The 26069-nt window shown below is 63.1% G+C and carries 26 protein-coding genes and 1 pseudogene; 10 read left to right on the top strand and 17 right to left on the bottom strand.

Going from position 1 to position 26069, the window contains the following annotated elements; genetic code table 11:
- Window positions 1–67: 67 nt before the first annotated feature.
- Entirely contained in the window at window positions 68–1543 is a 1476-nt protein-coding gene (locus FHW96_RS14840) for a M28 family metallopeptidase (protein ID WP_253950981.1), read from the bottom strand.
- Here FHW96_RS14840 and FHW96_RS14835 point away from each other — a divergent pair.
- The 3 genes from FHW96_RS14835 (at window position 1542) to FHW96_RS14825 (ending at window position 3298) form a co-directional block, all read left to right on the top strand.
- Window positions 1542–1793, top strand: a complete 252-nt coding sequence (locus FHW96_RS14835) for a hypothetical protein (RefSeq protein WP_172341281.1) — start codon at window positions 1542–1544, stop codon at window positions 1791–1793. The genes FHW96_RS14840 and FHW96_RS14835 overlap by 2 nt on opposite strands.
- Window positions 1783–2706 (top strand): neutral zinc metallopeptidase, encoded by a 924-nt coding sequence (locus tag FHW96_RS14830; RefSeq protein ID WP_172341362.1) that lies wholly within the window; start codon window positions 1783–1785, stop codon window positions 2704–2706. The genes FHW96_RS14835 and FHW96_RS14830 overlap by 11 nt, the downstream gene beginning before the upstream one ends.
- Before the next feature lie 106 nt (window positions 2707–2812).
- Entirely contained in the window at window positions 2813–3298 is a 486-nt protein-coding gene (locus FHW96_RS14825) for a hypothetical protein (protein ID WP_172341361.1), read from the top strand.
- Between the two features lie 314 nt (window positions 3299–3612).
- On the opposite strand, the gene sdhA is transcribed toward FHW96_RS14825, so the two are convergent.
- The 3 genes from sdhA to sdhC are packed head-to-tail and all read right to left on the bottom strand — an operon-like array spanning window position 3613 to window position 6219.
- Window positions 3613–5421: a succinate dehydrogenase flavoprotein subunit gene (sdhA, locus tag FHW96_RS14820; RefSeq protein WP_172341360.1), complete on the bottom strand. Its 1809-nt coding sequence runs from the start codon at window positions 5419–5421 to the stop codon at window positions 3613–3615.
- Window positions 5422–5424: 3 nt separating this feature from the next.
- A complete protein-coding gene (gene sdhD, locus FHW96_RS14815; protein WP_172341359.1) occupies window positions 5425–5805 on the bottom strand; it encodes a succinate dehydrogenase, hydrophobic membrane anchor protein in 381 nt (126 codons plus the stop codon).
- A gap of 12 nt (window positions 5806–5817) precedes the next feature.
- Complete coding sequence (gene sdhC / locus FHW96_RS14810; protein ID WP_172341358.1) at window positions 5818–6219, bottom strand: succinate dehydrogenase, cytochrome b556 subunit; 402 nt, start codon at window positions 6217–6219, stop codon at window positions 5818–5820.
- A 194-nt stretch (window positions 6220–6413) separates the two neighbouring features.
- Between sdhC and FHW96_RS14805 the strand changes: the two genes are divergently transcribed.
- A complete protein-coding gene (locus FHW96_RS14805; RefSeq protein ID WP_172341357.1) occupies window positions 6414–7397 on the top strand; it encodes a 50S ribosomal protein L11 methyltransferase in 984 nt (327 codons plus the stop codon).
- Window positions 7398–7600: 203 nt separating this feature from the next.
- Here FHW96_RS14805 and FHW96_RS14800 read toward each other — a convergent pair whose 3' ends face one another.
- The 11 genes and pseudogenes from FHW96_RS14800 to dapA all read right to left on the bottom strand — a co-directional run bounded on the left by FHW96_RS14800 (window position 7601) and on the right by dapA (window position 17946).
- The gene (locus FHW96_RS14800) at window positions 7601–8335 is read right to left on the bottom strand and encodes a class I SAM-dependent methyltransferase (protein WP_172341356.1); all 735 of its coding nucleotides are present in this window, start codon (window positions 8333–8335) and stop codon (window positions 7601–7603) included.
- A gap of 96 nt (window positions 8336–8431) precedes the next feature.
- Window positions 8432–10540 carry an NAD-dependent DNA ligase LigA gene (gene ligA, locus FHW96_RS14795; protein ID WP_172341355.1) on the bottom strand — a complete coding sequence of 703 codons (2109 nt, stop codon included), beginning with the start codon at window positions 10538–10540 and terminating at the stop codon, window positions 8432–8434.
- Between the two features lie 9 nt (window positions 10541–10549).
- On the bottom strand, window positions 10550–11224 hold the full coding sequence (locus tag FHW96_RS14790) for a GNAT family N-acetyltransferase (protein WP_172341354.1): 675 nt from the start codon (window positions 11222–11224) through the stop codon (window positions 10550–10552).
- 189 nt (window positions 11225–11413) lie between these two features.
- The gene (gene recN / locus FHW96_RS14785) at window positions 11414–13078 is read right to left on the bottom strand and encodes a DNA repair protein RecN (protein WP_172341353.1); all 1665 of its coding nucleotides are present in this window, start codon (window positions 13076–13078) and stop codon (window positions 11414–11416) included.
- A gap of 45 nt (window positions 13079–13123) precedes the next feature.
- Window positions 13124–13369 (bottom strand): hypothetical protein, encoded by a 246-nt coding sequence (locus FHW96_RS14780; RefSeq protein ID WP_172341352.1) that lies wholly within the window; start codon window positions 13367–13369, stop codon window positions 13124–13126.
- 64 nt (window positions 13370–13433) lie between these two features.
- The gene (locus tag FHW96_RS14775; RefSeq protein WP_172341351.1) at window positions 13434–13898 is read right to left on the bottom strand and encodes an Rrf2 family transcriptional regulator; all 465 of its coding nucleotides are present in this window, start codon (window positions 13896–13898) and stop codon (window positions 13434–13436) included.
- Window positions 13899–14054: 156 nt separating this feature from the next.
- Window positions 14055–14861, bottom strand: coding sequence for an outer membrane protein assembly factor BamD (locus FHW96_RS14770; RefSeq protein ID WP_172341350.1), 807 nt, complete (start codon window positions 14859–14861; stop codon window positions 14055–14057).
- Between the two features lie 82 nt (window positions 14862–14943).
- Window positions 14944–15330: a hypothetical protein gene (locus tag FHW96_RS26245; protein ID WP_253950979.1), complete on the bottom strand. Its 387-nt coding sequence runs from the start codon at window positions 15328–15330 to the stop codon at window positions 14944–14946.
- A 42-nt stretch (window positions 15331–15372) separates the two neighbouring features.
- Window positions 15373–15567, bottom strand: a pseudogene (locus FHW96_RS26765) (TetR/AcrR family transcriptional regulator); the annotation flags it as partial.
- A 243-nt stretch (window positions 15568–15810) separates the two neighbouring features.
- Window positions 15811–16728 carry a CmcJ/NvfI family oxidoreductase gene (locus FHW96_RS14760; protein ID WP_172341348.1) on the bottom strand — a complete coding sequence of 306 codons (918 nt, stop codon included), beginning with the start codon at window positions 16726–16728 and terminating at the stop codon, window positions 15811–15813.
- A 333-nt stretch (window positions 16729–17061) separates the two neighbouring features.
- Entirely contained in the window at window positions 17062–17946 is an 885-nt protein-coding gene (dapA, locus tag FHW96_RS14755) for a 4-hydroxy-tetrahydrodipicolinate synthase (protein WP_172341347.1), read from the bottom strand.
- Window positions 17947–18055: 109 nt separating this feature from the next.
- On the opposite strand from dapA, the gene FHW96_RS26760 reads away from it, so the two are divergent.
- The gene (locus FHW96_RS26760; RefSeq protein WP_172341346.1) at window positions 18056–20344 is read left to right on the top strand and encodes a lytic transglycosylase domain-containing protein; all 2289 of its coding nucleotides are present in this window, start codon (window positions 18056–18058) and stop codon (window positions 20342–20344) included.
- On the opposite strand, the gene FHW96_RS14745 is transcribed toward FHW96_RS26760, so the two are convergent.
- Together FHW96_RS14745 and FHW96_RS14740 are read right to left on the bottom strand one after the other, a co-directional pair.
- The gene (locus FHW96_RS14745; protein ID WP_172341345.1) at window positions 20328–20813 is read right to left on the bottom strand and encodes a DinB family protein; all 486 of its coding nucleotides are present in this window, start codon (window positions 20811–20813) and stop codon (window positions 20328–20330) included. The genes FHW96_RS26760 and FHW96_RS14745 overlap by 17 nt on opposite strands.
- Before the next feature lie 40 nt (window positions 20814–20853).
- Window positions 20854–21561, bottom strand: coding sequence for a DUF2490 domain-containing protein (locus FHW96_RS14740; protein ID WP_371815724.1), 708 nt, complete (start codon window positions 21559–21561; stop codon window positions 20854–20856).
- 190 nt (window positions 21562–21751) lie between these two features.
- On the opposite strand from FHW96_RS14740, the gene FHW96_RS14735 reads away from it, so the two are divergent.
- The 5 genes from FHW96_RS14735 to rlmN all read left to right on the top strand — a co-directional run bounded on the left by FHW96_RS14735 (window position 21752) and on the right by rlmN (window position 26065).
- Window positions 21752–22192, top strand: coding sequence for a hypothetical protein (locus FHW96_RS14735; protein ID WP_172341344.1), 441 nt, complete (start codon window positions 21752–21754; stop codon window positions 22190–22192).
- Between the two features lie 49 nt (window positions 22193–22241).
- Window positions 22242–22763 (top strand): GreA/GreB family elongation factor, encoded by a 522-nt coding sequence (locus tag FHW96_RS14730; RefSeq protein WP_172341474.1) that lies wholly within the window; start codon window positions 22242–22244, stop codon window positions 22761–22763.
- Window positions 22764–22895: 132 nt separating this feature from the next.
- Window positions 22896–24215, top strand: coding sequence for an ammonium transporter (locus FHW96_RS14725; RefSeq protein ID WP_253950978.1), 1320 nt, complete (start codon window positions 22896–22898; stop codon window positions 24213–24215).
- Window positions 24216–24249: 34 nt separating this feature from the next.
- Window positions 24250–24735, top strand: a complete 486-nt coding sequence (locus tag FHW96_RS14720) for a hypothetical protein (protein WP_172341343.1) — start codon at window positions 24250–24252, stop codon at window positions 24733–24735.
- Between the two features lie 46 nt (window positions 24736–24781).
- A complete protein-coding gene (rlmN, locus tag FHW96_RS14715; RefSeq protein ID WP_253950977.1) occupies window positions 24782–26065 on the top strand; it encodes a 23S rRNA (adenine(2503)-C(2))-methyltransferase RlmN in 1284 nt (427 codons plus the stop codon).
- Window positions 26066–26069 lie beyond the last annotated feature (4 nt).

The following is a 26069-nucleotide window of genomic DNA, read 5'->3' as shown; positions in this document are numbered from 1 at the left end:
GACTTGCCATGGATATGCCCGGCCCGATGGGCCGTCAATGAACCACCCGTTCAAGGCTGCGAAAGGTTCAGCGAGTTCCTGTTACCACCGTAGCCGGAAAGCGTTTGGTATCGGCAAAATACTGCACCAATGCGACATGGAAAGCCACATCTTCGGCCGCCCCGCCCAATTCGAGGCCCGGCTTCACCACGTCTTGGGGACGGTGATAATCGCTGTCGAAATATTTTTCGAGCCGCCCCAGATCGCCATAGGCGCTGGTCGCCATCACGGCGGGCAGATCATGCGACATCAGCGCCCAGCCATCCTGACGGCGGATATAACGATTGGGCTCATCCGACATCGACAGCTTGCGCTTCTGTTCACGCGCCACCGTCGCGATGCCTGTGTCCAGCACGGTCATCCCGCGCCCCACGATTCCCACCGGCGTTCCGGCAGGCGCAATCGCCACCGAATCGATGTTGAACGCAGCCACGATATTTTTCAGCGGCAAAGGCGGATTTTCCGCAAAAGCCTCCGCGCCCAGCAGGCCGATTTCCTCGCCGGTGGTAAACAGCACAATGACATCGCGCTCCATCCCGCCCGGCACCTTCACCAACCGCCGTGATACTTCCAGCAAGGCGGCAACCCCACTGGCATTGTCCACCGCGCCGTTGCAGATCAGATGTTCGGCAGGCGGGCTGGCGCATTGGCCGAAATGGTCCCAATGGGCCAGCAGCAGCACCGCCCCTGCCCCCGGTTTACGCCCCGGAATGCGGCCGATCAGATTGTGCGTGCGAATGGTGGTTTCACGCGTGGTCGCCTCAAAACTGGCCGAAACGTCGAGCAGATGGGGCGCAAAGTCAGGCTTATCCACCTCACGCCTCAGGCTGGCCAGATTGTCCGGCACGCCCGCCAACGCCTGCTCCAGCCCCTCGGGCGAGAGGAAACCTTCCATATCGCCGCCCAGCGCCTCGCTGGCCAGCGCATAGCCCTGACGCCGCCGCCGCTCTGCCACGCCGTTCAGCGTGCGCTGACCATCCAGCACCGTGACCACGGCCGCCGCCCCGCCCGCCAGCAAGGCATTCTGGCGCTGCGAAGCATCAGGTCCATAGGGTGCCTCCCTTGCCCCCAGCCCACCTTGATCGTCGAGCAACAGCGCCACCCGTCCTGCCAGCTCCGCGCGCGGCGGCACCACATTGCCCCGGCCCACGAAATAGAGCGGCGCCCCCTGCACCAGCGAACGCCGCCCCGAGGTCAGCAACAGCGCCTGATCCTGATCAAAGGGCAGCACGCGCCCCCGCCGCGAAAAACGCGCCACGCTGCCCGCCGGTTCGCGCGCAACCAGTTTCACGGGCGAATACCAAGGGTTGGCCGGTTGATTCGTGCCCGAAACCAGCCCCATTTCGAACAATTGCCGACCGATATAGCGCAAGGTCTTGGCCTCGCCATCGGTGCCCGGTTCGCGCCCGCCGAAATCATCGCTGGCCAGCACGCGGATATGATCGAGCAATTGCGCCTCGATCTGCTTTTCGCTCTTGCTGTCGGTGCGGGCGGCGGCGGGCATGGCGCAAAAAGCGGCCAGGAACGCGACCGCGGGCGGCAAAATGCTGCGCCGCCTCCTGCTGTCTGTCGCTACTCGGCCTCGTGTCATCGCGGCTCAGCCTACACAGAACGTCCTGCCCCGCAAGACCGGCGATGACGCCAAAATGGGGAAAATTCCGAAAGTTGCCTCCACGCATCATCGCGCGCTTGCAAGGCTGGGGGAAAATCCCGATCTAGGGGCGCGAGGACAGGAACAGTTTCATGCGGCTTGACGATTTCGACCCCAATGATGTGGACATCGAAGATCAGCGCGGACGCGGCGGTGGTCTGGGGGGCGGCTTTGGCGGCTTCGGCTTTGGCGGGGGTGGCCAGGGGCTGCAACTGGGCGGCGGCGGCCTTGGGATCGGCACGATTGCGGTCCTGATGGTTGGCGCATGGATGCTCGGCTTCAACCCGCTCAGCGTGCTTGGCCTTGCCGGCGGCGGCCAGATCGGCGCCCCCGTTGTGCAGCGCCCCGTGGCCAGCGGCAGCGATGCGGCCAGCAGTTGCACCGTGGATGCGGCAAGCCGGGAGAGCTGCAACGCACTCTCCTCGCTCAACAAGACATGGCGCGGATTGTTCGAAGGGCGCGGGCACAATTTCGCCCGCCCTCGCCTCGTGTTCTATTCTTCGCGCGGGTCATCAGGCTGCGGCGCGGCGCAAAGCGCGATGGGACCGTTTTATTGCCCTGCCGATCATGGAATTTATCTCGACACCGATTTCTATCGCCAAATGGACACCGAACTGGGCGCAACCGGCCAGTTCGCGCGCGATTACGTGATCGCCCATGAATATGGCCATCATATCCAGAGCCTGCTGGGCACATCGGCCAAGGTTCAGGCGCAGCAGGAGCGCAATCCCGATGCCGCCAACCCGCTTTCGGTCCGGCTGGAGCTTCAGGCCGATTGTTATGCCGGGGTTTGGGCCGCGCGCAACCGTGACCGGCTGGAAAAGGGCGATATGGAAAGCGGGCTGAATGCAGCGCATCAGATCGGTGATGATACGCTGATGAAATCAGCAGGGCGCGCGCCGGTCGAGGCCGCCTTTACCCATGGCACTTCAGCCCAGCGGATGGAATGGCTGCGACGGGGAATGGAAAGCGGCGATCCGGCGAAATGCGATACTTTCGCGCCGATAAAGGGCTGACGCCACCATTTGCCGTCTCGCGCATTCTACCTCAAGAGAGGAACGGATGAACGGGACAAAGCCGATGACCCTTTGCCGATTGATCGCTATAGCCTTGGTCCCCATTATGGCCACGCCGCGCGTGCTGCACGCTCAAGACGCTCAGCCCCAGAGCGTCCAGCCCAAAAGCCCGCCCCCCGTGACCCGCGCCGCGCCCAGCGTCGAGGATGTCGCCACCACGCCGCTGAGCGATCTCAATATCCGCAAGAAGGCGGTGCCCGACATCCTGCTGCGCGCTCAGGCCGCGCCCTATGGTCTGGCAGGCATGAAGCGCTGCGCGGCTCTGCAAAAAGAGGTCGGTCAACTCAATGCCGTGCTGGGCGAGGATGTCGATGCCGCACAGCGCAGCGGGCGCAAGGTCATCCCCGGCAAAGTGGCGCAGGATCTGGTCGGCGGTATCCTGCCCTTTCGCGGCATCGTGCGCGAAATCAGCGGCGCCAATGCGGAAAACCGCGCCCTGCAGCAGGCGATCTATGCCGGGTTTGCGCGACGGGCCTTTTTGAAAGGCGTGGGATTGCAAAAGGGGTGTGGCTATCCGGCGCGGCCGGGGTGATTTTCAGGAAAGGTGCCTCCGGCGGGCAAAGGGACTTGTCCCTTTGCAATCCCCTTTTGGGGGTCGTGGGAGGTTGGCCAGATTGTGCGATGATTTTTGAAAGCCTGCGGCGCGGAGAGTTTGCTCCCAAAAGCGCCGCAGGCTTTAAAATTGGAACGCTACGTCCGACACCCATTGGCCGAACCTGTTGCACAACGCCAACAGTAATGGGAGCGCGAGGGGCTAGTCCCTCGCATATTCTCCTAAAACCTTAACAAAAAAGCCGAAGGCTCCTCACCCTCGGCTCTTTTGCATTTCAATCCGAAACCGGCGTCTTAATAAACGCGCTTCTTCGGCTTGATATATTCCACATCGTCGGTCAGCGTGTATTCGTGGACCGGACGATAGTCGAGCTTGACGTTGCCGCCCTTGCCGCCCCAGCCGTCGAACCAGCCCACGGTGTGCTTCATCCACTCGCCATCATTGCGATCAGGGAAGTCTTCGTGAGCGTGCGCGCCGCGCGATTCCTTGCGGGCGTGGGCGCCATGAAGCGTGACCGAAGCCTGCGAGATCAGGTTGTCGAGTTCGAGCGTCTCGATCAGATCCGAGTTCCAGATCAGCGAGCGGTCCTTGATCGCGATGTCCTGCATCTTGTCATAGGTCGCGGCCAGCTTGGTCTTGCCTTCGGCCATCAGTTCGTCAGTGCGGAACACGGCGGCGTGGCCCGACATGGTACGCTGCATCTCGGTGCGGATCTCCGCGGTCGAGCTGCCGCCCTTGGCGTGGCGGAAATGATCCAGACGGGTCAGCGCCAGATCGGCCGAGTCGGCGGGCAGTTCGCCATGCGCCTGACCGGGCTTCACGATTTCCTTCAGGCGATGGCCGGTTGCGCGGCCGAACACCACAAGGTCGATCAGCGAGTTCGAGCCAAGGCGGTTCGCACCATGGACCGACACGCAGGCCGCTTCGCCCACAGCGAACAGGCCCGGAACCACGGTATCGGGGTTGCCGTCCGGCCCGATGGTCACGACTTCGCCGTGATAGTTACAGGGAATGCCGCCCATGTTGTAGTGAACGGTCGGCACCACTGGCAGAGGCTGACGGGTCAGGTCGACACCGGCAAAGATCTTGCCGCTCTCGGTGATGCCCGGCAAACGCTCGCCCAGCACCTTGGGATCGATGTGATCGAGGTGCAGATAGATGTGATCGCCATGCGGGCCGACGCCGCGGCCTTCTCGAATTTCCAGCGCCATCGAGCGCGAAACCACGTCACGCGACGCCAGATCCTTGGCCGAAGGAGCATAGCGTTCCATGAAACGCTCGCCCTGCGCGTTGGTGAGGTAACCGCCCTCGCCGCGCGCGCCTTCGGTGATCAGCACGCCCGCGCCGTAAATGCCGGTCGGGTGGAACTGCACGAATTCCATGTCCTGCAAGGGCAGGCCCGCGCGCAGCACCATGCCGCCGCCGTCGCCGGTACAGGTATGGGCCGAGGTGGCGGTGAAATACGAACGGCCATAGCCGCCCGTGGCCAGCACCACCGCATGCGAGCGGAAGCGATGGATCGTACCGTCATCGAGGCAGATGGCGATAACGCCAACGCATTTGCCATTGTCCATGATGAGGTCGATGGCAAAATATTCGATGAAGAAGTCGGCGTCATACTTGAGCGACTGCTGATACAGCGCGTGGAGCATGGCGTGGCCGGTGCGGTCGGCCGCGGCGCAGGTGCGCTGCACCGGCGGGCCTTCGCCCATGTTCTGCATGTGGCCGCCGAACGGGCGCTGATAGATCGTGCCATCGGCGTTGCGGCTGAAGGGCACACCGGCATGCTCCAGTTCGTAAACCGCAGCAGGCGCTTCGCGTACCATATATTCGATAGCGTCCTGATCGCCCAGCCAGTCCGACCCCTTGACGGTGTCGTACATATGCCAGGTCCAGTGATCGGGCGTGTTGTTCTTCAACGAAGCCGCGATGCCGCCCTGCGCCGCCACGGTGTGCGAACGGGTGGGAAACACCTTGGTGATGCAGGCGGTCCGCAGACCGGCTTCTGCGCTGCCCATGGTGGCGCGCAGGCCGGAGCCACCGGCGCCGACAACCACGGTGTCATAGGTGTGATCGATGATCTTGTAAGCAGGCGCGGACATTCTTTATGCTCCCAGCGCGAGACGGAGGATGCTGAACAGGCCATAGGCCGCGCCGCCAAAGGCGGCCAGGTTCAACGCGGTCATGGCGGCGAACTTGGCGCCGGCCTCATGAACATAGTCTTCCACCACGACCTGAAGGCCAAGGCGCGCATGCCAGAAGGTGCTGATCACAAACAGCGCCAGACCGGTCGAGGTCACGGGGCTGACGATCCAGTCGCGCAGCGTGATGTAAGAGAAATTCGGCAGCGCCATCAGCGACACGGCCAGCCAGCTGGTCAGCACCAGATTGCCGATGGCGGTGAAGCGCTGGAGCAGCCAGTGATGCGAGCCCGAATGGGCCGAGCCAAGACCGCGGACGCGGCCTACGGAAGTTCCGTTACCCATCTTCCAATCCCCTTAACGGGCCAGCAGGCAGGCCCAGAAGGCCGCCGTCAGCAAGATGCCAATGACCGGGCAAAGCGCCGACCAGAAATTGTTGCTCTTCACTTCAAAGCCCGCGCCGATGTCGAGCAGGAAGTGACGGACACCCGAAACGGCGTGATTAAAGACCGACCAGCTGATACCGATCAGCACGATGCGGCCATACCAGGTACCAGCCTGCGCCAGAAAGAGCGCATAGGCGTCAGGACCGGCAGCCAGAGTGCCCAGCCAGCAAAGCAGCAGGCCAAGCCCGGCAAACGACGCGGCGCTGCCCGAGGCACGGTGCAAAATCGAGACAGCCATAGCTGGTCCCCAGCGCCAGATCTGCAAATGCGGTGAAAGCGGCCGCGCTTTGCGGGCTTGCGAGGCTTGAGCCATTGCGACGAATCCCCCTTGGGCTGGTTCATGTTGCGTTGCGGGACAGTCCCGCGCGAAAATCCCCTTAGCCAAATCCTTGTCGCGCGCAAGCTTCACAATGAGGCATTGCCGCTAAAGTCGCAATTGAATGGTAACATAGAGGTCATTTTCGCGGCCACTTGGCATTGGCAGACCTTGCGCCTATCTGCGCGGACATGACCGACGCCAATGACAGCCCTGAATCCACCGAAAACTGGAAAATCACCGTTTTTGGGCCCCGAAAACAGATCGAGGCGGCGCTGATCGCGCATGAGGACGCCTTTGACTGGGATTTTGAGATTGTGCTGTCGGGCTGCGAAGTGGCCAAGGACAAGCCCGAGGAATGGGTGCTGGAGGCCTACTTGCCCCGTGAGCCGGACGAGGCGGATAAAAATGCCGTCGTCGCCCTGTTTGCCGATACGACTCCGGAACTGATCCTCGAACGCCTGCCGGACATCGACTGGATCACGGCCAGCCAGGAAGGTCTCGAGCCGATCGTGGCGGGACGATTCTGCGTCCACACGCCCGATCACGCACCGGTCCCGGGGCTGATCCCGTTCGAAATCCCCGCCAGTCGCGCCTTTGGCACCGGCCATCATGAAACCACCGCCGGTTGCCTGACCATGCTGGGCCATATGAAGGATCAGGGCGTGATCGCGCGCAATGTGGCCGACATTGGCACCGGCACAGGCCTGCTGGCCTTTGCCGCGCTGGAATTGTGGCCGCGCGCCCATGCCACGGCCAGCGATATTGACGCGGCCTGCGTCGGCGTGGTCGAGCATAATTGCGCAGTCAACGGCTTTCCCATGGGCGCCCGCGCGGGCGAGGTCACGATGGTCGTGGCCGATGGCATGGACGATCCGGTGCTGCAGGCGCGCGGGCCTTATGACCTGCTGATCGCCAATATCCTTGCCGGGCCGCTGATCTCGCTGGCGCCCGATTTTGCCAAATCGCTGGTGCCGGGCGGGCATCTGCTGCTGGCAGGCCTGCTGGAAACACAGGAGGCGCAGGTGCGCGCGGCCTGTCGCCGGGCGGGCATGCGCCTTGCCGCGCGGATGGTCTCGGGCGACTGGTCGATCCTGTGGCTGCGCAAGCGGAGCTTTGCGCGAGTGCATGCCTCGCAGATGGGGGCGTTGCCGGATTGGTCGAAGAAGTGGTGATGCGAGGGACTCATCCCTCGCGCTCCCATGACTGTAGCGCTGAGCCGGGTTTACGACGCAGCCTCTCAAATTAAAGCCTGCGGCGCTCATCTGCGCTATATCCCAGCGCCGCAGGCTCTATAAAATAAACTGCCCTGCAATCACCCCCATTACCGGGATTGCCAAGGGCCGAGTCCCTTGGCCCGCCGGAGGCAAACCCTTCCCTACTTCGTAAACTTCAGCAAAAACTGATCCGTCTTGTCATGCAGATCGAACACCTTCTTGGTGTGATCGTCCTCTGCATTGGCCAGCGCCTTGCTTTCTCCGGCAAATTTAAAGCCGGCCTTGACCACCTCGGCCTTGACCAACTCGGGGTCGATGCGATGCAGCGCGTCCGTATCCGTGGTGCCCGAACCCGATTTCGCCGCATGGTCGCTCACCAGATAGGTCCCGCCTGGCTTCAGCGCCGCCAGCGCCGCCGCATTGGTCGGCTCGGGGCTTTTGCCGGTGTGGTGCAGATCGTGATAGTTCTGCGTGGTCCAGATCAGATCGACCTTTTCAGGCGGCGCAATCTGCTCGCCCAACACCAGCTTCACATTGGCGAAAGCCGGGTTTTTCAGGATCGGATCGAGTCGTGCCAGACGATCAGGCGGCGTACCGGCGGGCATCCAGATATAGACCACGCCCTTGGGGCCCACCGCCTTGGACAGAAGGCGCGTGAAATAGCCGCCACCGGGCAGCAGTTCGCCCACCTTCATCCCCGGCTTCACCCCGGCAAAGGCCAGCAATTCGCCCGGCTTGCGCCCGGCATCGCGCGACACATCGGCCTCGGGGCGATCCTTGTCGGCCAGAGCCGCCGCAATGGCCGCCTTGTTGCCCTGCGCGCCACTGTCCTTGGCGAGCGCCGCGCCCGGCACCATCAGCGCCAGAGCGCCCGCGATCATCCACGCCTTCGACATATCTGATACTCCCCACCTGTTATGAGACGAGTGGGACCCTATCCTAACGCCGGGGAATGCCAAGGCTTTCGTGTGTAAGATTTTGTAAGCGTGGTTTTACCCCGCCCGTGCGACAATTTCGGCCCATTCCGCCTCGGTGATAACGGCAATGCCCAGCTTCTCGGCCTGCGCCAGTTTGGATCCTGCCCCCGGTCCGGCCACAACCAAATCGGTTTTCGCGCTGACCGACCCGGCCGCGCGCGCGCCCAGACGTTCGGCCTGCGCTTTGGCCTCATCCCGGCTCATCGTTTCCAGCTTGCCGGTGAACACCACCGTCTTGCCGCCAACCTCGCTGGCCTTGGTTTCCACGACATAATCGGGCGGGCTCACCTCACTGAGAAGATCCTCCCACACGGCCACATTATGCGCCTCGTGGAAGAAATCACCCAGCGCCTCGATCACAGCGGGGCCAATGCCGTCGATCCCCACCAGTTCGGCCCGTGCATCGGCCACTTCAGGAAGATCAGTTGCGTCCGCCTCCTCATCGGTGCGCAATTGGTTGGCCTTTTGCGCCACCTCGCGCAGCGCAGGCAAGGTCACGAAACGCTTGCACAAATCGCGCGCCGTCACCGCCCCGACATGGCGAATGCCCAGCCCGAACAGCAGCCGCGCCGCATCGGGTTCCCGCTTGGCCTCAATGGCCGCCAACAGGTTATCCACAGACTTATCCTGCCACCCCTCACGCCCGACAATATCGGCGCGGCGGCGACGGAGGCGGAAAATGTCCGCCGGGCTTTCCAGCCAGCCAAGGTTGAAGAACTCAATGATGGTCTTTTCACCCAATCCTTCAATATCTAATGCGCCCCTGCTGACAAAATGCTTGAGGCGTTCGGTCCGCTGAGCCGGGCAGATCAGCCCCCCGGTGCAACGCACATCGACCTCGCCTTCCTCGGCCACAGCTTCGCTGCCGCATTCGGGGCAATGGTCGGGAAATTCAAACGCAGGCCGTTCAACCTCACGAGTCAGGTTTTCCACCACCTGCGGGATCACATCGCCCGCACGCTGCAACACCACCCGGTCGCCGATCCTCACGCCAAGCCGCGCGATCTCATCGCGGTTATGCAGCGTGACATTGGTGACGGTCACGCCGCCCACCAGCACTGGCGCCAGACGCCCCACCGGGGTCAGCTTGCCCGTGCGGCCCACCTGAATGTCGATGGCTTCCAGAGTGGTCTCGGCACGCTCGGCCGGGAATTTGCGCGCGATGGCCCAGCGCGGCGCCTTGGCGACAAAGCCGAGGCGATCCTGAAGGCCGAAGTTATCGACCTTGTAAACCACACCGTCAATTTCATAAGGTAAATCAGGACGCTGTAGCTGAATATTGCGATAATGCTCGAGCATCTTCTCCAGATCCTCGCAGCGCCGCAGCCATGGAGAAACCGGCACGCCCCATGCCGCAATCCGCTCCATCATCGCCCATTGGCCGCTCGCCGGAATACTGCTCGCCGCGCCCCAGCCATGGGCAAGGAAGCGCAGAGGGCGCGAGGCCGTGACCCGCGCATCCTTTTGCCGCAAAGACCCTGCCGCCGCGTTGCGCGGGTTGGCAAAAGTCTTGTCGCCCGCCTGCTCCTGCCGCTCGTTCAAAGCGACAAAGGCGGCGCGCTCCATATAGACTTCGCCGCGAATCTCGAAAACCTCGGGCGCCTCGCCCTGCAATTCCTGAGGAATATCGGGGATATGTGCGACATTGGCCGTCACATCCTCGCCCACCTGCCCATCGCCGCGCGTGGCCGCGCGCACCAGCCTGCCCTGCTCATAGCGCAGCGAGAGCGAAAGGCCATCGATCTTGTCCTCGGCCGTAAAGGCCACCGGCGCGTCTTCGGCAAGGTTCAAAAACCGCCGCACGCGCGCGACAAATTCGCCCACCTCTTCGTCGGAAAACGCGTTGTCGAGGCTCATCATCCGCACCTCATGCGCGACCTTGCGCAAGGGCGAGGCGGCGACCTCATGGCCCACCTTGTTGGTCGGGCTGTCGGGGCGGATCAAATGCGGAAAGGCCGCCTCAAGTTCGGCATTGCGGCGCACCAGCGCGTCATATTCCGGGTCGGAAATATCGGGCGCGTCATTGAGGTGATAGGCCTTGTTCGCCCGGTTGATTTTGCGGGCAAGGCGCATCAGTTCGTTGGCGGCTTCAGCTTCATTCGGCAAAGATGAGGGCGTAGTCATGCCCGCCTCTTAGCCCAGCGCCAGCACGCTCGCCACCATCGGACGCCGAATGGCGAAACCGAGTTGTTCATAAAGTGCGATCGCCCCGGCGTTGCCCGCCCAGGAATGCAGATAGGCCCCATCGCCCCGCGTCGCCAGATCGGCCATGACGCGCAGGATCAAGCGCCGCGCCAGCCCTCGCCCGCGATAATCAGGATCGGTGCAAACTCCGCTGACCTCGGCCCAACCATCGCCGGGGCGCGCGCGTTCGCCCGCCATGGCGATCAGCCTGTCGCCATCGAACATGCCGTAAAATTGCCCATAAAGGCGCGTTTTCGTCCCCCAAGGGCCGGGTTTAGTGGCGATGGCCAGCGCGGCCATCTGATCAGCATGGCTTTCGTCAAGCGGGACAATCCCGGCAAAGTCGGCCAGAGGCGGCGGACCTTGCGATACCATCTGCACCAAAGGCGCGGTCAGTTTGGCGGTCAGGCCGGGAACGATCACCTCTTCCGGTTCGACCAGCCAGATTTCATCCTCCGGCCCGATGAGCAGGGTGGCCAGCGCAGCATTATGCCCCGCCGCGGCATTGGCGAAGGGACCGTAATCGGGGTCGATTCGCACCGCCGTTTGCGCCGCATTCCAGCGAGCGAGATGCGATTGGCGGGTGTTGAGAGCGGTCCAGAAGGGGCGGTCGAGAGGATGCATGGAAAGGTAGATAGTGTTGAAAATGCGAGGGTCTAGACCCTCGCGCTCCTATTAATGTCTATATTGTGCAAAGGGCTTAGCATACCTTCGCCGCGCCGCAGGCTTTCCAACCCCGTTGCGCCACACCGCAAACAACCCACCCCAAAAACGGGATTGCAAAGGGTCCGAGACCCTTTGCCCGCGCCCCTGCTAAACCCGCTCCAGCAACCGGTCCGCCTGCGCTCTCGCCTCAGGCGTAATCTCCGCACCAGAAAGCATCCGCGCGATTTCCTCCTGCCGCCCGCCGCCGTCGAGCAGGACAACCCCGGTGCGCGTCACCAGTCCGTCGGAGGATTTGGCGATGAAATAATGCTGCCCCCCGCGCGCCGCGACCTGCGGGCTATGCGTCACGGCCAGCAACTGCCCCGTGGAAGCAAGCCGCGCCAGACGCTCACCAATGGCCTGCGCCACCGCGCCACCCACGCCCCGGTCGATTTCGTCGAAGATCATCGTGGCCGCCCCACCCTCTTCGGCAAGAGCGACCTTTAAGGCGAGGATAAAGCGCGACAATTCACCGCCCGAAGCGATCTTGGCCAGCGGCGCGAAATCCGCGCCGGGATTGGTGGCGATCATGAATTCAACGCGATCCATGCCCGACGCACCCCACTGTCCCTCGTCCAGCCGGGCCACATCGGTGCGAAACCGCGCCGCGTCCAGTTTTAACGGTGCGAGTTCAGCCTTGACCGCCGCGTCCAGCCTCAGCGCCGCTTCGCTGCGCGCCTTGCTTGCCGCCTCGGCCAGTTTGAGCCATGCTGCGCGCGCCTTGGCCGCAGCCTGTTCCAGCGCCGCCACCTCGGCCTCGCCGCCCTCGATGGCGCTCAAAGCGCTGCGCATTTCCTCAAGCTTGGCGGGCAATTCCTCGACCGCACAACTATGCTTGCGCCCCGCCGCGCGCAGCTCGAACAGCCGCGTTTCCACCCGGTCCAGCGCCAAAGGATCAAACGCCAGCGCATCAAGCGCCCGGTTCAGCTTGTCCTCGGCATCATCGGCCTCGATCATCGCCCGGTCGAGCGCGGCCAGCACTTCTTCGAGCAAGGCATGTTCGCCCGCGATCCGGTCTAGCCGCCGCGCCGCCACGCGCAATTCGGCCAGCGGCGAATGCGATCCGGCAAACACCTGCTGCACCGCAGCCAGATCGCCCGCCAGACGCTCGCCCTTCTGCATCGTTGCGCGCTCGCCGGCCAGCTCCTCTTCCTCCCCCGCCTGAGGAGAGAGAGCTTCGAGTTCGGCCACATGCGCCTGATAAAGCTCGCGATCTTCGGCCGCCTTGGCGATTCCTGCGCGCGTCTTGGCCAGCTTGGCCTCGGCCTGCCCCCAAGCCTTCCACGCCCCCTCCATCGCGGCGGTATCCACCCGCGCATAGCGGTCGAGCAAGGCGCGATGCCCGCGCGGATTGACCAGCCCGCGATCATCATGCTGCCCATGGATTTCAACCAGATAGGGCGCCACCTCGCGCAGCAGGGCCACGCTGGCGGGCTGATCGTTGATGAAAGCCTTGGAGCCGCCATCGGCCTTGATCTGACGCCGGATCAGGATCGGTTCGCCCGGCTCCACCTCCACGCCCGCATCGGCCAGCGTTTGCGCCACCGCGTCATGCAACGCGCCCGGCTCGAACGAGGCGGTCACGCTGGCCAGCTCAGCGCCTGCACGCACCAGTCCGCTATCGGCCCTCATGCCCAGAATCAGGCCCAAAGCATCGAGCAGGATCGACTTGCCCGCCCCTGTCTCGCCCGTAAGCACGCCAAGACCCGGCGCGAAAGCCAGATCAAGCGCCTCGATCAACACGATGTTGCGAATGGAAAGATGGCTAAGCATGTTCGCTAGGCGTTCTAGCCGAAGCGAAGCGGCGCGTCTATGCTTTCAAAGCAGGAACCGCCAGAGCGCGACCACAATCGTGGTCAGCCAGACGCCCATGATAAGCCAGTGTTCTATATGGATGGCGCGGTCGTCCCGATGGACGTCCAGCAATTCGGGCCCATCAGGATGCAGCACCATTCGGGGCGCCGCGCCCTGCGCCTCCAGCACATCGCGCGCCAGTTGGGCCGCGGCGGCTTCATCAAACCGCTCACCTTGATCCTGCGCGGTAATCTTGCGCAATTCGCTCATATCGGACCAGCCCTTCGCCGCCGGTATGGACCATCGCGGCTTGGGGTCCAATTAGGGTAAGTCCCTATTCCGCAGCCTCGGCCGGGGATTCTTCAGGCGGGTCGGCAAAGGGCGGTTCGACCAGAATCGGGTCGGCCAAAGTCAGCCGGTCGAGCATCGCGGCCATTTCGTCGCGCACGGCCAGCATCAGCCCACGCAACCGGCAATCAACCTCAGGCAGGCAATTGGCGCAATGTTCGTGAGCAAAACGGCTCGCACAAGGAACAAGCGCCAGACTTCCTCGCGTCAGACGGATGATGTCACCATAGCGGATATCGCATGGCGCCAGCGCCAGTTCATAGCCGCCCTCGCGGCCGCGATGGCTGATCACCAGCCCTTCGCGCACCATTTCCGACAGGATCACGGTGAGGAACTTACGCGGAATATTCTGCGCCTCGGCAATCGCGTCGAGCCGAATCGGACCCTGCTGCCACAGGTCAGCAAGGTGCTGAAGCGCGCGGATCGTATAGCGGGTTTTCTGCGATAGCATGGCGGCGGCATAACAGCGCTCATCCGAAGAAAATGTCAATCACCGGGTTAGACATTCCACGGTGTCGTGCACAGATATGCCCTTCCCCTGCGTTTCAACGCAAAAGGCCCGCGCCGTTGCGGGCGCGGGCCTTTGTAAAACCGCCGTTTGGAACGATCAGCTGACCTTGGTGCCGGGGGCATATTTGCCCATCATCGCATAGGCCTTCTCATACCACTCGCTGCCCGGATAGTTCGCCCCCAGCACGGCGGCGTATTTCTGCGCCTCTGCCGGAATGCCCAGCGCCAGATTGGTTTCCACCAGACGGAACAGCGCCTCGGCGGTGTGGCTGGTCGTCTGATACTTGTCGATCACGTTGCGGAAACGGATATCGGCGGCCAGCCAACGGCCCGAACGCTCGTAAAAGCGGCCAATGTCCATTTCCTTGCCGGCCAGATGGTCATTCACCAGATCGACCTTGAGCCGCGCATCGGTGGCATAGCGCGTGTTGGGATAGCGGCGCACCACGTCATTGAGCGCCGAGAGCGCCTGAAGCGTGATCTTCTGATCGCGGCTGACATCGCTGATCTGCTCGTAATAGCTCATCGCGATGAGGTAATAGGCGTAAGGCGCATCCTTGTTGCCCGGATGGATCGAAAGGAAGCGCTGCGCCGACTGCACCGACTTGGCGTAATCGCGCGCCGAATAATAGGAAAACGCGCTCATCAACTGTGCGCGGCGGGCCCAGGGGCTGTAGGGGTGCTGACGCTCCACCTCGTCAAACAGGGCCGCGGCGGTCTTGTCCTCACCCTGATCCAGACGCTTCTTCGCCTCCAGATAGAGCGAATCGACGTCGCGCGCGACATAGGCGGTATCCTTGGGCTTCTTGCCCCGTCCGGCGCAACCGCCGGTGATCGCCATCGCGCCAACGGCACAGGCAAGGAGGAGAACACGCGGCGACAGGCTGATGCTGGGCTTAGACATGCTTTGGCCTATAACCAGCGTCTGGCTGAACGCCAAGTGAAAGCGCAAGGCAGTCTGTCGCAATTCATGGCGCACCCATCCCTTATCTTGCAGCACGCTGGGTCGACTGCAACATCCTGCGCAGCAATTGCGCATAATGGCGCGACACCAGCTCGATTTCCTGATCGGGGCGGACCGCCATGCGAAATACACGCGGTGCTATCACCACACTGGCCAGCAACATCGTGGCCCAAATCTCGGCATCCTGAGGCAGAGCGGCGGAAGGCCCGCCCTTGCCATCCTCATGGCGCACCACTTGGGGCGAGCGCGAAGCCAGTTCGACCAGATCGTCCCAGCGGGGAAAATTGCGATGGATCGGCGTGTCCTTGACCAGATCCATAATCCATTCATGCATCAATTCGGGGTTGGTCAGCGAAAAATGGACGGCCTTTTCCAGCCACGCCTGCGAATCGCCGGGCGCGACCATCATTTCGCTCAATCTTGCCCCAAACCATCCCTTGGCGGCCGCCAACAATGATTCGCGACTGTCAAAATGGTAGTATACAGTCGAACGGTTCATCCGGGCATCACGCGCAAGCGTTGCCACGGTTAAAGATTCGACACCATCGCGCCCTATCAGTCCCACCGCCCGTTCCACTAGCTGGCGGTGTGTCTCCTCATAATTGCGATTGCGACGCTGTTCTAAAGTCTGGCGCGTTTCCGACATCCCCCTTGGCAATTCCACATTCGTTGGAAAATCAAGCTGTTTAATCTGTTTTCCCTCTATAAGGGGTGATTTATTCAGGAACCGTTCGGATTTTTCGCACAATAGTCAGAAATTCGTCGTAAAATCAAATTCACCCCACCGCTACCATGTGATCCTCTACGGCTCGATCAAAAGCCCAGATTCGCTAATGGTTAGCGATGGGTTAGTTGCCCCTTTGGGTATCGCGAAGAGCAAGATCGACCATCAATCCCAATAGGCAACCGCCCGCAATTCGATGCTGGCGCGAATTTGGACACCGGGCAGACTGGTGTCGTGAAAGGCCGTGTGCGGACAGCGCCAGGTGCGGGTGTGATCGCTGTCGTGAAACTTGAACAAGAGCACATCATCGCGGCTCATGTTCGAAAAATACCACCAGCGATGCGCCTGATTTTGGCGGAAAATATAGGCAGCGATCATCTGGTCCTCGCCTTCTACAGGCGCAGTGAGAGCATCGCCCACCGGAAATTCATCGACCACAAACAGCGTATTTGAGACGCCCTCGGAATCAGCAACCGAACGCCCATCGCACACCGCCAGCGGCCAATCCTGCGGCCCAGGCGAAAAGGTACGCCACAGCGAGACACAGCAGAAGCGGCGATAGCCATCGCGCGATCCAAAATGCTGTTCATGCATCCGGGCCGCCGCCTTTTGGCCGGTCAGCGTATTGTAATCGACATGGGCTTCGCCTGCGGGCGGCTGAATGCCACCGGCATGTTGATAATTTTCGGTCTTTTCCTGAGCACGAGTCGAAAGATCAGCGCTGGTGCGGATCATCCAACCCTGCGTGGCCACCCGGTCGGCGCCGGTCAGGTCGCGAATAATCTGCGCAGCCTCGGCGTGATATTTTTCGTTCACCTCGTCGCGGTTCCAGAAATCCTCGACCGTGCTGGGCCCCTTACCGATCATGAAGCCATGCGTGTCAAAGGCGAAGTGATCGCGGATCGGCATGCCGTCGCGCACCACCGCCTCGTAATCGCGATATTCGCCAGTGTTGATCTCAGCCCCCGCACGAACATAGCGCCGGGTGACGAAATCTCCCGGCGCCAGATAGCGGATCAGGGCGGGCGCCTGCCGCTGCTGATCCTCCACGGCGTCATGGGTGGGGTCAAAGGTGGTGGCCATCAACTGCTCCTCTCTCGGATTCGCGCTCTTGGGCGGCGCGAGGAGGAAGGTAACGGATGTTAGCAAATTACACAAGTGTGTAAGAAAATCTAAATGCGAGGGCCCAGACTCTCGCACTCCCGTTACTGTCTTTGTTACGCCCAGGGCTCGTCCAAAGGAGTCGGACGCGACGATGGAACAATAAAGCCTTCGACGCCAACAAACCCAACTTCGCTGCGCCGCAGCCCATAAAAAAGACGGCCCCGCCGCACACGCAACGAAGCCGTCCAAACCCATTAACGGGATTGCAAAGGGTCGAGACCCTTTGCCCGCCGGAGGCAAAACCTCCTTACATCACTTCACCAACCCGGCATGCACCAAAGCCGCATCCACCGCCTTGCGCGCGCCCTCATTGCAAGGCACCAGCGGCAGGCGCAGCTCCGCGCCAAAGCCTTCGAACACCTTGGACAAGGCATACTTCACCGGCCCCGGCGAGGCATCCTCGAACATGGCATAGTGCAACGGATAGAGCAGATCGTTCAACCGGCGCGCCTCGGCCAGATTGCCCGCCGCGCAGGCTGCCTGAAAATCGGCGCACAAACGCGGCGCGACATTGGCCGTCACCGAGATGCACCCGACCCCGCCCGCCGCGCTGAAAGGCAGCGCCAGTTCATCGTCGCCCGAAAGCTGGCAGAAGTCCTTGCTGATGCCCATGCGGTGATCGGTCACGCGCGAGAGGTCGCCGCTGGCGTCCTTGATGCCGACAATCCGCTGCGGGAATCGGCGCGCCAGTTCGATCACTGTTTCCGGCTTGATATCGGTGACGGTGCGCGCCGGCACATTGTACAGCACGATCGGCAGGTCGATATGTTCGGCCAGATAGGAGAAATGGGCAAGCAACCCTTCCTGCGAAGGACGATTATAATAGGGCGCGACGAGCAGCGCGGCGGCGGCCCCGCATTTCTTGGAAAAAGTCATGTGCAACAAGGCGTTTTGCGTATCATTGCTGCCGCAACCGGCGATCACCGGCACGCGCCCTGCAGCCTGCTCGATGCAGACCTCGATCACACGGTGGTGTTCGGCATTCGACAGGGTGGAATTTTCCCCCGTCGTCCCGCAAGGCACCAAAGCGCTCGAACCGTTCTCGATCTGCCAGTCCACCAAACGGCGGAAAGTCGGCTCGTCAAACGCTCCATCGCGAAAAGGTGTCACCAGAGCGGGTATGGAACCGGAAAACATCGACTTTATCCTCTTTCATCGCCCACCTATAGGCGGCATGGCATTACGCCTGCCGCGCCATGGGCCGGCGCCTACTATCGCAACGCCTGATAAGGAGCCATAGGCCATCGTGTCCAGCACCATGATGCCCCGTTCGAAATCCACCTCTGCGCGCCGTCGGCGCCGAATAGCCTCGCTGGCCCTACTGGCGATGGCGGTTCTGTCCGTGCCTGCGCAATGTCAGGAGGGCGCCGAATGGGACCGCGCCCGCGCCGAGCTAAAGGCCGGCGCACCCGGCGCCGTGGCCCCGGCCATTGCCCGGTGGAAATCACTGGTCGGCACGGAAAATCAGGGCTTTGATGCCTATGCGGGCTTTGTGCTGGCATGGCCGGGCTTTCCTCTGGAGGAGAGCCTGCGCCGCGCGGCGGAAAAATCGCTGGCGATCCAGAACGTGTCCTCAGCCCGGATCGTGGCGCTGTTTGATCGTTTTCCCCCGCTGACCAATCCGGCGCGCGCGCAATATGCGCTGGCGCTGGCGGCAGAGGGCCGGGCGCGTGATGCGGCCGATGTGGCCCGCGCAGCATGGCGCGGCGGCGCGATGAGCGATGCGGCGGAGGCGGCGATTCTCTCGCGCTGGGGCGACAGATTCGCCCAGACCGATCATGATTCGCGGCTGGAGGCGCTGCTCTGGGACGGATCGACCGCGCAGGCCGCGCGCGCCCTCACCCGCGCCTCGCAGACCCGCTGGGCCGTGGCTCAGGCGCGTCTGGCCATTCAGCAGGGCGCGGGCGTGGAAACGCCGATGGTCGGGCCCGATGCGATAGAACAGGTCGCCGCCACCGCGCGCACCGCCGATGAACAGGCCGAAATGGCCCGCATCACCGCCGAGGCCAATCCCGGCCTCGTTGCCCCGGCCGCTCCTGCCGCGCCTACTCCGGCGCTGATGGCCGCCACGCCTGAAATGCTCTCCGATCCGGGCTATCTGGTGGACCGGGCGCGCTATCTGATCCGGCGCGGGCGCGGGGCCGAGGCGGCCAGCCTGCTGGCCACCCGTCCGCCGCTGGCCCGCCCGGCGCTGGATCCGCGCCGCTGGACGGGGGTGTTGCTGGCCGCCGCGCGCGCGGGCGGACCTTCCGATTCGCTGCGCATCGCGCAAGGCGCCACCGAAGGCTTCCCCGAGGGCAGCGAGATTGCGCAAATGGCCTTTGGCGTGCGCGACGATTACACCTCGCTGATGTGGCTGGGCGGGACCACCGCGCTCTGGCAATTGCGCAACCCGGAAGGCGCGGCGCAATTGTTCTATAATTACGCCCATGCCGCGCGCACCCCGATGACGCGGGCCAAGGGCTATTACTGGGCAGGCCGCGCGCTGGACAGCGTTGGGCAGACCAATGGCGCGTTTGAATATTACCGCTGGGCCGCGCAATTCCCCGATCAGTTCCACGGATTGCTGGCGCTGGAACGTCTGGGCCTGCCGATTCCGCCGCTGCATGATGGACGCCGCGCCACGCCCACCCATGCGCAGGCCCGCGACTTTGCCGCCCGCCCGATCACCCAGGCCGTGCGCGAAGTGGCCCGCGATGCCGAATGGCAGACCACGATTCGTTTCTTCCGCGAAATCGCCAATCAGGCCAAGGTCGAGGCCGATTTCACGCTGGTGGCCGATCTTGCGCGCGCGCTGGGGCGGCGCGATCTGGCCGTGATCGTGGGCCAGGCGGCGGAGAACGCAGGCTTCAACAACTTCCGCGATTCCGCCTTCCCCATCACGCCAACGCCTCCGGGCAGCGACTGGACATGGATCCACGCCATTTCGCGCCAGGAAAGCCAGTTCAGCCAGAACGCCATGTCGCGCACCGGCGCGCGGGGGCTGATGCAGTTGATGCCGGGAACGGCGGCGGAGCAGGCACGCCGCCTCGGCCTGCCTTCCTCGACACAGGCGCTGATCGACGATCCGCTTTATAACACCACACTGGGCAATGCCTATTTCCAGCGGCTGGTGTCCTCCTATCGCGGGTCCTATCCGCTGGCCGTGGCGGCCTATAATGCGGGGCCGGGCAATGTGAACAAATGGATCGCCTCGCGCGGGGATCCGCGCATGCCGGGCGGGCCGGAATGGGTCGAATGGATCGAGAAGATCCCCTTCAGCGAAACCCGCTCCTATGTTGCCCATGTGCTGGAAAACGCTGTCACTTACGAGGCAATGTATCCCGACCATGCGGCCTATAAGGGCGCCAATCCGCTCAGCCATTATCTGAAGGACCCGCGCCCTGCCCCGCCTCCGCCGCCTGCGGTCATGCCTGCGCCGATGGGGGTGCCTGCTCCGTCAGGGACGCCGGTGGGGACGCCCGCGCCCAGCTATGGGCCGCAGCCGAGCTTCACCTCATCGCCGGTGGTCCAGCCGGTCAGGCCGGGGCAGTAAGGAAAACCGGCATATCACTGTTCGCCATGCTGATTCCCGCCCCGTTCAGCATGGCGACGATATGACCCCGGTGATAGGTGGCGTGGTTGACGATATGGGTCAGGATGGCCTCACGCGTCATCGCACCATCCCCGCCGCCGATGAAAGTGAAGCGGACCTCCTGCGCGCGCGCATCGGCATTCAGCCCTGCGCCGTAATCGAGGAACCATGCATCCAGTTCCGCCAGCGCCGCGCCGATCTGCGCCATGCGGGGCGGATGGCCGGGGTCGCGGCTGGTGTAGCCATGCGCGCGGCCCAGCAGATGCCCCTGCCAGACCTGCGCGATCACCAGCAGATGGTGATACGTCCGCCGGATCGAACCGAACACCACCGGCTGCGGCGCATCCAGCACCGCGTCCGGCAGGTCGGTCAGGCGATCAATAAGTATCCGGTTGGCCCATTGGCCATAGGCAAGATAGGTTTGCAGCATGGCGTCCGGTTTGCCCGCCCCGGACGCCTTGGGCAAGTCGTCAGAAATTCGCCTTGATTTCCAACGTGGCGACATTGTCATTGGTATCCTTGCCGCCCGGCACAAAGCCGTGCTGGTTCAGATAACCCAGTTCGAGATTGACCCGGCGGTTGAGAGGCATGTTGAACCCCAGCGAATTGCGCATCCGCTCCTCTCCGCCCAAGCGCTGAAATCCGTTGCGGTTGGCGTCGATGAAGCTCTCATGCGCGGCCACCAGCATGACCTTGCCCACCACCGGCATCGCGGCCTTGATATAGGGACGCAGCCGCCATGCCGTGCCGTTCACGCCCTCGCGCCAGCGCTGCTCGACCCGCATCCGGCCCGAAATCCGCACCGGGCCCAGCGTCAGCAGGCGGTCGAAGCTCAATTGCTGGCGAAAGCGATGCTCCATGATGGCGAAATTGCCATGGGCATATTGCGGGTCATGGGTATAGCCAACGTAGAACACCATGCCCAGTGGCCCGCCCTTGTCGCCGATCTCATGGCCCAGCATCACGTTCTGTTCCAGTTCGTAAAAGCCGCGCGACTGGCTGAAGCGGGTGATATTCTCCGCCGAGGCCCGCCAGCCGTCGCCCAGATTGGCGGTGGCCGTGACGATTTCCCAATGCTGGGCATCGCTGGCCATAGCGGCGGCGGGCGTGATGGCGGCCAGAGCCAGAAGCGCCTTGGCCGCCCCCACGGCCTTGGCATAAAATGTGTTGCGCTTCACTTTTTGCGATTCCCGTATGTGACAATTCGGCGTCAACTATGACGCTATGATGACACTTTTATGTCAAACGGCTGTCACAAATGGGCGGCGCAGGACTGATTGACGGCCAAGTATCGGAAGGATTATGACAAAATAGCTGTCACAATCCCATTTTTTTGACGCAGGCAAGCCGGAATGCCATGCCTTTGCCATGAACGAATCGAACGCCCTTACCGACGAAAACATCGAGGCCATCGCACGCGGCATGGTCGAACGTCGCCTGCCCAAGGAGCAATGGACTCATGACGCGCATTGGGCCGCCGCGCTTTGGCTTTTACGCTATCATCCTGAAATTGCGGAACCTCAGGCGATGGGGGCGGCGATCCGCGCCTATAATGAATCGGTGGGCGGCGTGAATGATGACACCTCGGGCTATCACGAAACGATCACCATCGCCTCGCTGCGCGCCGCGCGGGCCGAGATCGCGCGTTATGAAAGTGACACGCCTTTGTCACAAATCCTCACCGCCCTGCTGGCGGGCGATCTGGGCAAGAGCGACTGGCCGATGGCCTATTGGCGGCGCGAGACGCTGTTCAGCGTGGCCGCGCGGCGCGAATGGGTGGCGCCCGATCTGGGAGAATTGCCGTTCTGAACCCTTGCCTTGGGCGCAGGCCTGACCCTATGCCCCGCCCATGAGAAACATGCGCCCCGCCCCCAAGCCTGCCGCCCCGAAAGCCCCCGGCGAAGGCCCGCCGATCACGCCTGCGGGCATGGCGGCGCTGCGCGCGCGTTACGATCATCTGCTGGGCACCGAACGCCCCGCGATTGTCGAGATCGTCAGTTGGGCGGCGGGCAATGGCGACCGCTCGGAAAATGGCGACTATCTCTATGGCCGTAAACGGATGCGCGAGATCGACCGCGAACTGGCCCATCTGGCGCGGCGGATGAAGGCGTGCCGCGTGGTGGACCCTGCACGGCAGGAGGATCGGGGCCGCGTCTGGTTCGGCGCCACCGTCGAGATTGCCGATGAGGATGACCGTCGCAAGCATCTGACCTTTGTGGGCGATGATGAGCAGGATGCCACCAAGGGATTGATCGGATGGTCGGCGCCGATTTCGCGGGCGCTGCGCGGGGCGGGATTGGGCGATTTGCGCCGGGTGACATTGCCCGGCGGCGAAAAAGAGTGGGAAGTGATGGCGATAACCTATCCCGCGCACCCCTAAGAGGCCCCTAAAACGCCCACTGAGCAATAAAATGCATCAATTTTCGCTCTTGCGTGCAGGAAAGCTTCGCATCTAAGGCGCTTCGCGGAGGAAAGCGCCGGGATCGGATGGCGCTGTTCGAGGAGACACACCATGCGCCATCGGCCAACCGGCCTTTGGGCAGCGCATCGTCGCAGCCTTATGGCTGCCGCGCTGCTTTGCCCCACCCCTGTTCTGGCTCAATCGACAACCAGCGCCAGTCCCGCCGATACAGTATGGATCCTGATCTCCAGCGCGCTGGTGCTGTTGATGTGTCTGCCAGGGCTTTCGCTGTTTTACGGCGGTCTGGTACGGGCCAAGAATTTCCTGTCGGTAATGGTGCAGGTGGGCGTCATCACGGCAGTGGCCTCGCTGGTCTGGGTGCTGGTGGGCTATGCGCTGGCGTTTGGGCCGGTGACGAATGGCTGGATCGGGGGCCTGTCGGGTCTGGGTCTGGCCCATCTGGCCCCGGTGCGCGCCGGCACCACGCTGCCCGAAAACACGTTTGCGCTGTTCCAGCTCTGCTTTGCCGCGATCACGCCTGCGCTGATGGCGGGGGCATGGGTGGACCGGGCGCGTTTCGGCTGGGTCGTGGCCTTTTGCGGGCTGTGGGGCCTGCTGGTCTATGCGCCGGTCGCGCATTGGATCTGGGGCGGCGGCTGGATGGCCTCGCACTATGGCACGCTCGATTTTGCAGGCGGCATTGTGGTGCATACCACGGCGGGCGTTTCGGCGCTGGTGGCCGCATGGGTGCTGGGCGCACGGACTGGTTTCCCAAAGACGCTGATGCTGCCTCATTCGCCTGCCTTGACCATGCTGGGCGCGGGTTTGCTCTGGGTCGGCTGGTTCGGCTTTAACGGTGGCAGCGCGCTGACGGGCAGCGCGGCGGCGGCCTCGGCCATTCTCAACACTCATACGGCGGCCTGTGCGGCGGCGCTGGTATGGATCGGCATCGAAGCGGCACATGTGGGCAAACCGACCAGCGTTGGCTTTGCCACCGGCGCGGTAGCGGGCCTTGCCACCGTTACCCCGGCGGCGGGCATGATCGCCACAGGCAGCGCGGCGGCCTTCGGTCTGGCGGGCGCCTGCGTGTGCTATGGCATGATCCAGTTGGTCAAGCAGCGCTGGAAGATCGACGATTCGCTCGACGTGTTCGCCGTGCATGGCGTGGGCGGGATGATCGGTTCGCTCGGCCTTGCTGTGGCAATGAGCCTGGCGCTGGGCGGCACGGGCTATGCAGCGGGCGGCAGCATGGGCCATCAGGTCGTGGCGCAGGCCGTGGGCGTGGGCGTGACGGCGACATGGTCGGCGGTGATTTCCTATGTTCTGGCCGTGGGTCTGGGCAAGGTTATGCCGATGCGCGCCAGCGAGGATGACGAGCGCGAAGGCCTCGACATCACCTCGCATGGCGAAAGGGCGTGGGAACTGGATTGATCCGGTTTTGCCGTGTGATAAAGGAGGCCGGGTGATGAAACGCCCGGCCTTTTTTCTTTGCCTGTTTGCCCTGACCGCCGCGCCTGCGCAGGCCCGCGATGCGCTGGGCATGTTTGGCTCATGGGGCGCCTTTCGTGATGCAGGCATCCCGCGCTGCTATGCCATCGCCATGCCGGAAAAGACCGCAAAAGCAGACGTCGACGCCTATGCCGATGTTGGCCTGTGGCCGAAAAAGGGCGTGCGCGGACAGGTCCATTTCCGCCTCTCGCGCCGGATGCAGCCGGGCGCGGGGGTGCAATTGTCGCTGGGGGGGCAACATTACCGGCTGATGGGCGGCGGGATCGATGCATGGGCGGCCGATGCGCGGATGGAGGCGGCCATCGTGGCCGCGATGCGCTCGGGCGAGATCATGACCGTTTCATCGCGCGATGGCGCAGGGCGCATGTTTGCCGACCAATACACGTTGCCCGGAGCGGCAACGGCAATGGATGCGGCTGCGCTGGCCTGTGCGGGGCGATAAGGCGTCAGGGTAGCATTTTGACCGATTCGCGGCTATGGGCGCGGCTATGAGCACCCCCCTTCCCAATTCTCCCCTGCCCACGTCGATGCCGATTGCGGGCCATATCGACCCTGTTGTGACCGCGCGCGACATCACCGCGCGCGCCGATGGCCGCGTCGATCTGCTGGGCCTGCCCCGCCCGCGCATCGTCGAAATCTTTGCCGAAGCGGGGCTTGAGCCCAAGCAGGCCAAGCTGCGCGCCAAGCAGGTCTATCACTGGATCTATCATCGCGGCGTCACCGATTTTGACGCGATGACCGATATTGCCAAGACCATGCGCCCGTGGATGACCGAGCGCTTCGTCATTGGCCGCCCGGAAATCGTCGTCTCGCAGCATAGCGAGGATGGCACGCGCAAATGGCTGCTACGCACCGATGACGGGCATGAGTTCGAAATGGTGTTCATCCCCGATGCAGATCGCGGAACTTTGTGCGTCTCCTCGCAGGTGGGCTGCACGCTCAATTGCCGCTTCTGCCACACCGGCACGATGCGTCTGGTGCGCAATCTGACGCCGGGCGAGATTGTGGGGCAGGTCATGCTGGCGCGCGATGCGCTGGGCGAGTGGCCCAAGGCGGGTCAGGCCGATCTGGCCGCGCTGACCGATGATCTGGTCGATGATGAGGGCGGCTATTCGCCCGATGGCCGTTTGCTCACCAACATCGTGATGATGGGCATGGGCGAGCCGCTGTATAATTTCGACAATGTGAAGGGCGCGCTCAAGCTGGTGATGGATGGCGACGGGCTGGCCCTGTCCAAGCGCCGCATCACGCTTTCCACCAGCGGCGTGGTGCCGATGATGGCCCAGTGCGGCGAGGAAATCGGCGTCAATCTGGCCGTTTCGCTCCATGCCGTGACCAAGGAAGTGCGCGACGAGATCGTGCCGATCAACCGCAAATATGGCATTGAAGAGCTGCTTCAGGCCTGTGCGGATTATCCCGGCGCGTCCAATTCACGGCGCATCACGTTTGAATATGTGATGCTGAAAGACAAGAACGACACCGACGAGCACGCCCGCGAGTTGGTGCGCCTGCTGCGCCAGTATAATTTGCCCGCCAAGGTGAACCTGATCCCGTTCAACCCATGGCCCGGCGCGATTTACGAATGCAGCACGCCTGAGCGCATCCGCCAGTTTTCGAACATCATTTTCGAGGCGGGCATTTCGGCCCCGGTTCGCACTCCGCGCGGGCGCGATATCGATGCGGCCTGCGGGCAATTGAAGACCTCGGCGCAGAAAATGTCGCGCGCCGAACTCGACCGTCTGGCTGAGGAAAAGCAGGCTGCTCTGGGATAAAACC

The organism is Novosphingobium sp. SG751A (assembly GCF_013149295.1).
Lineage (GTDB): Bacteria > Pseudomonadota > Alphaproteobacteria > Sphingomonadales > Sphingomonadaceae > Novosphingobium.
This window is presented reverse-complemented; position numbering and strand designations above follow the sequence as displayed.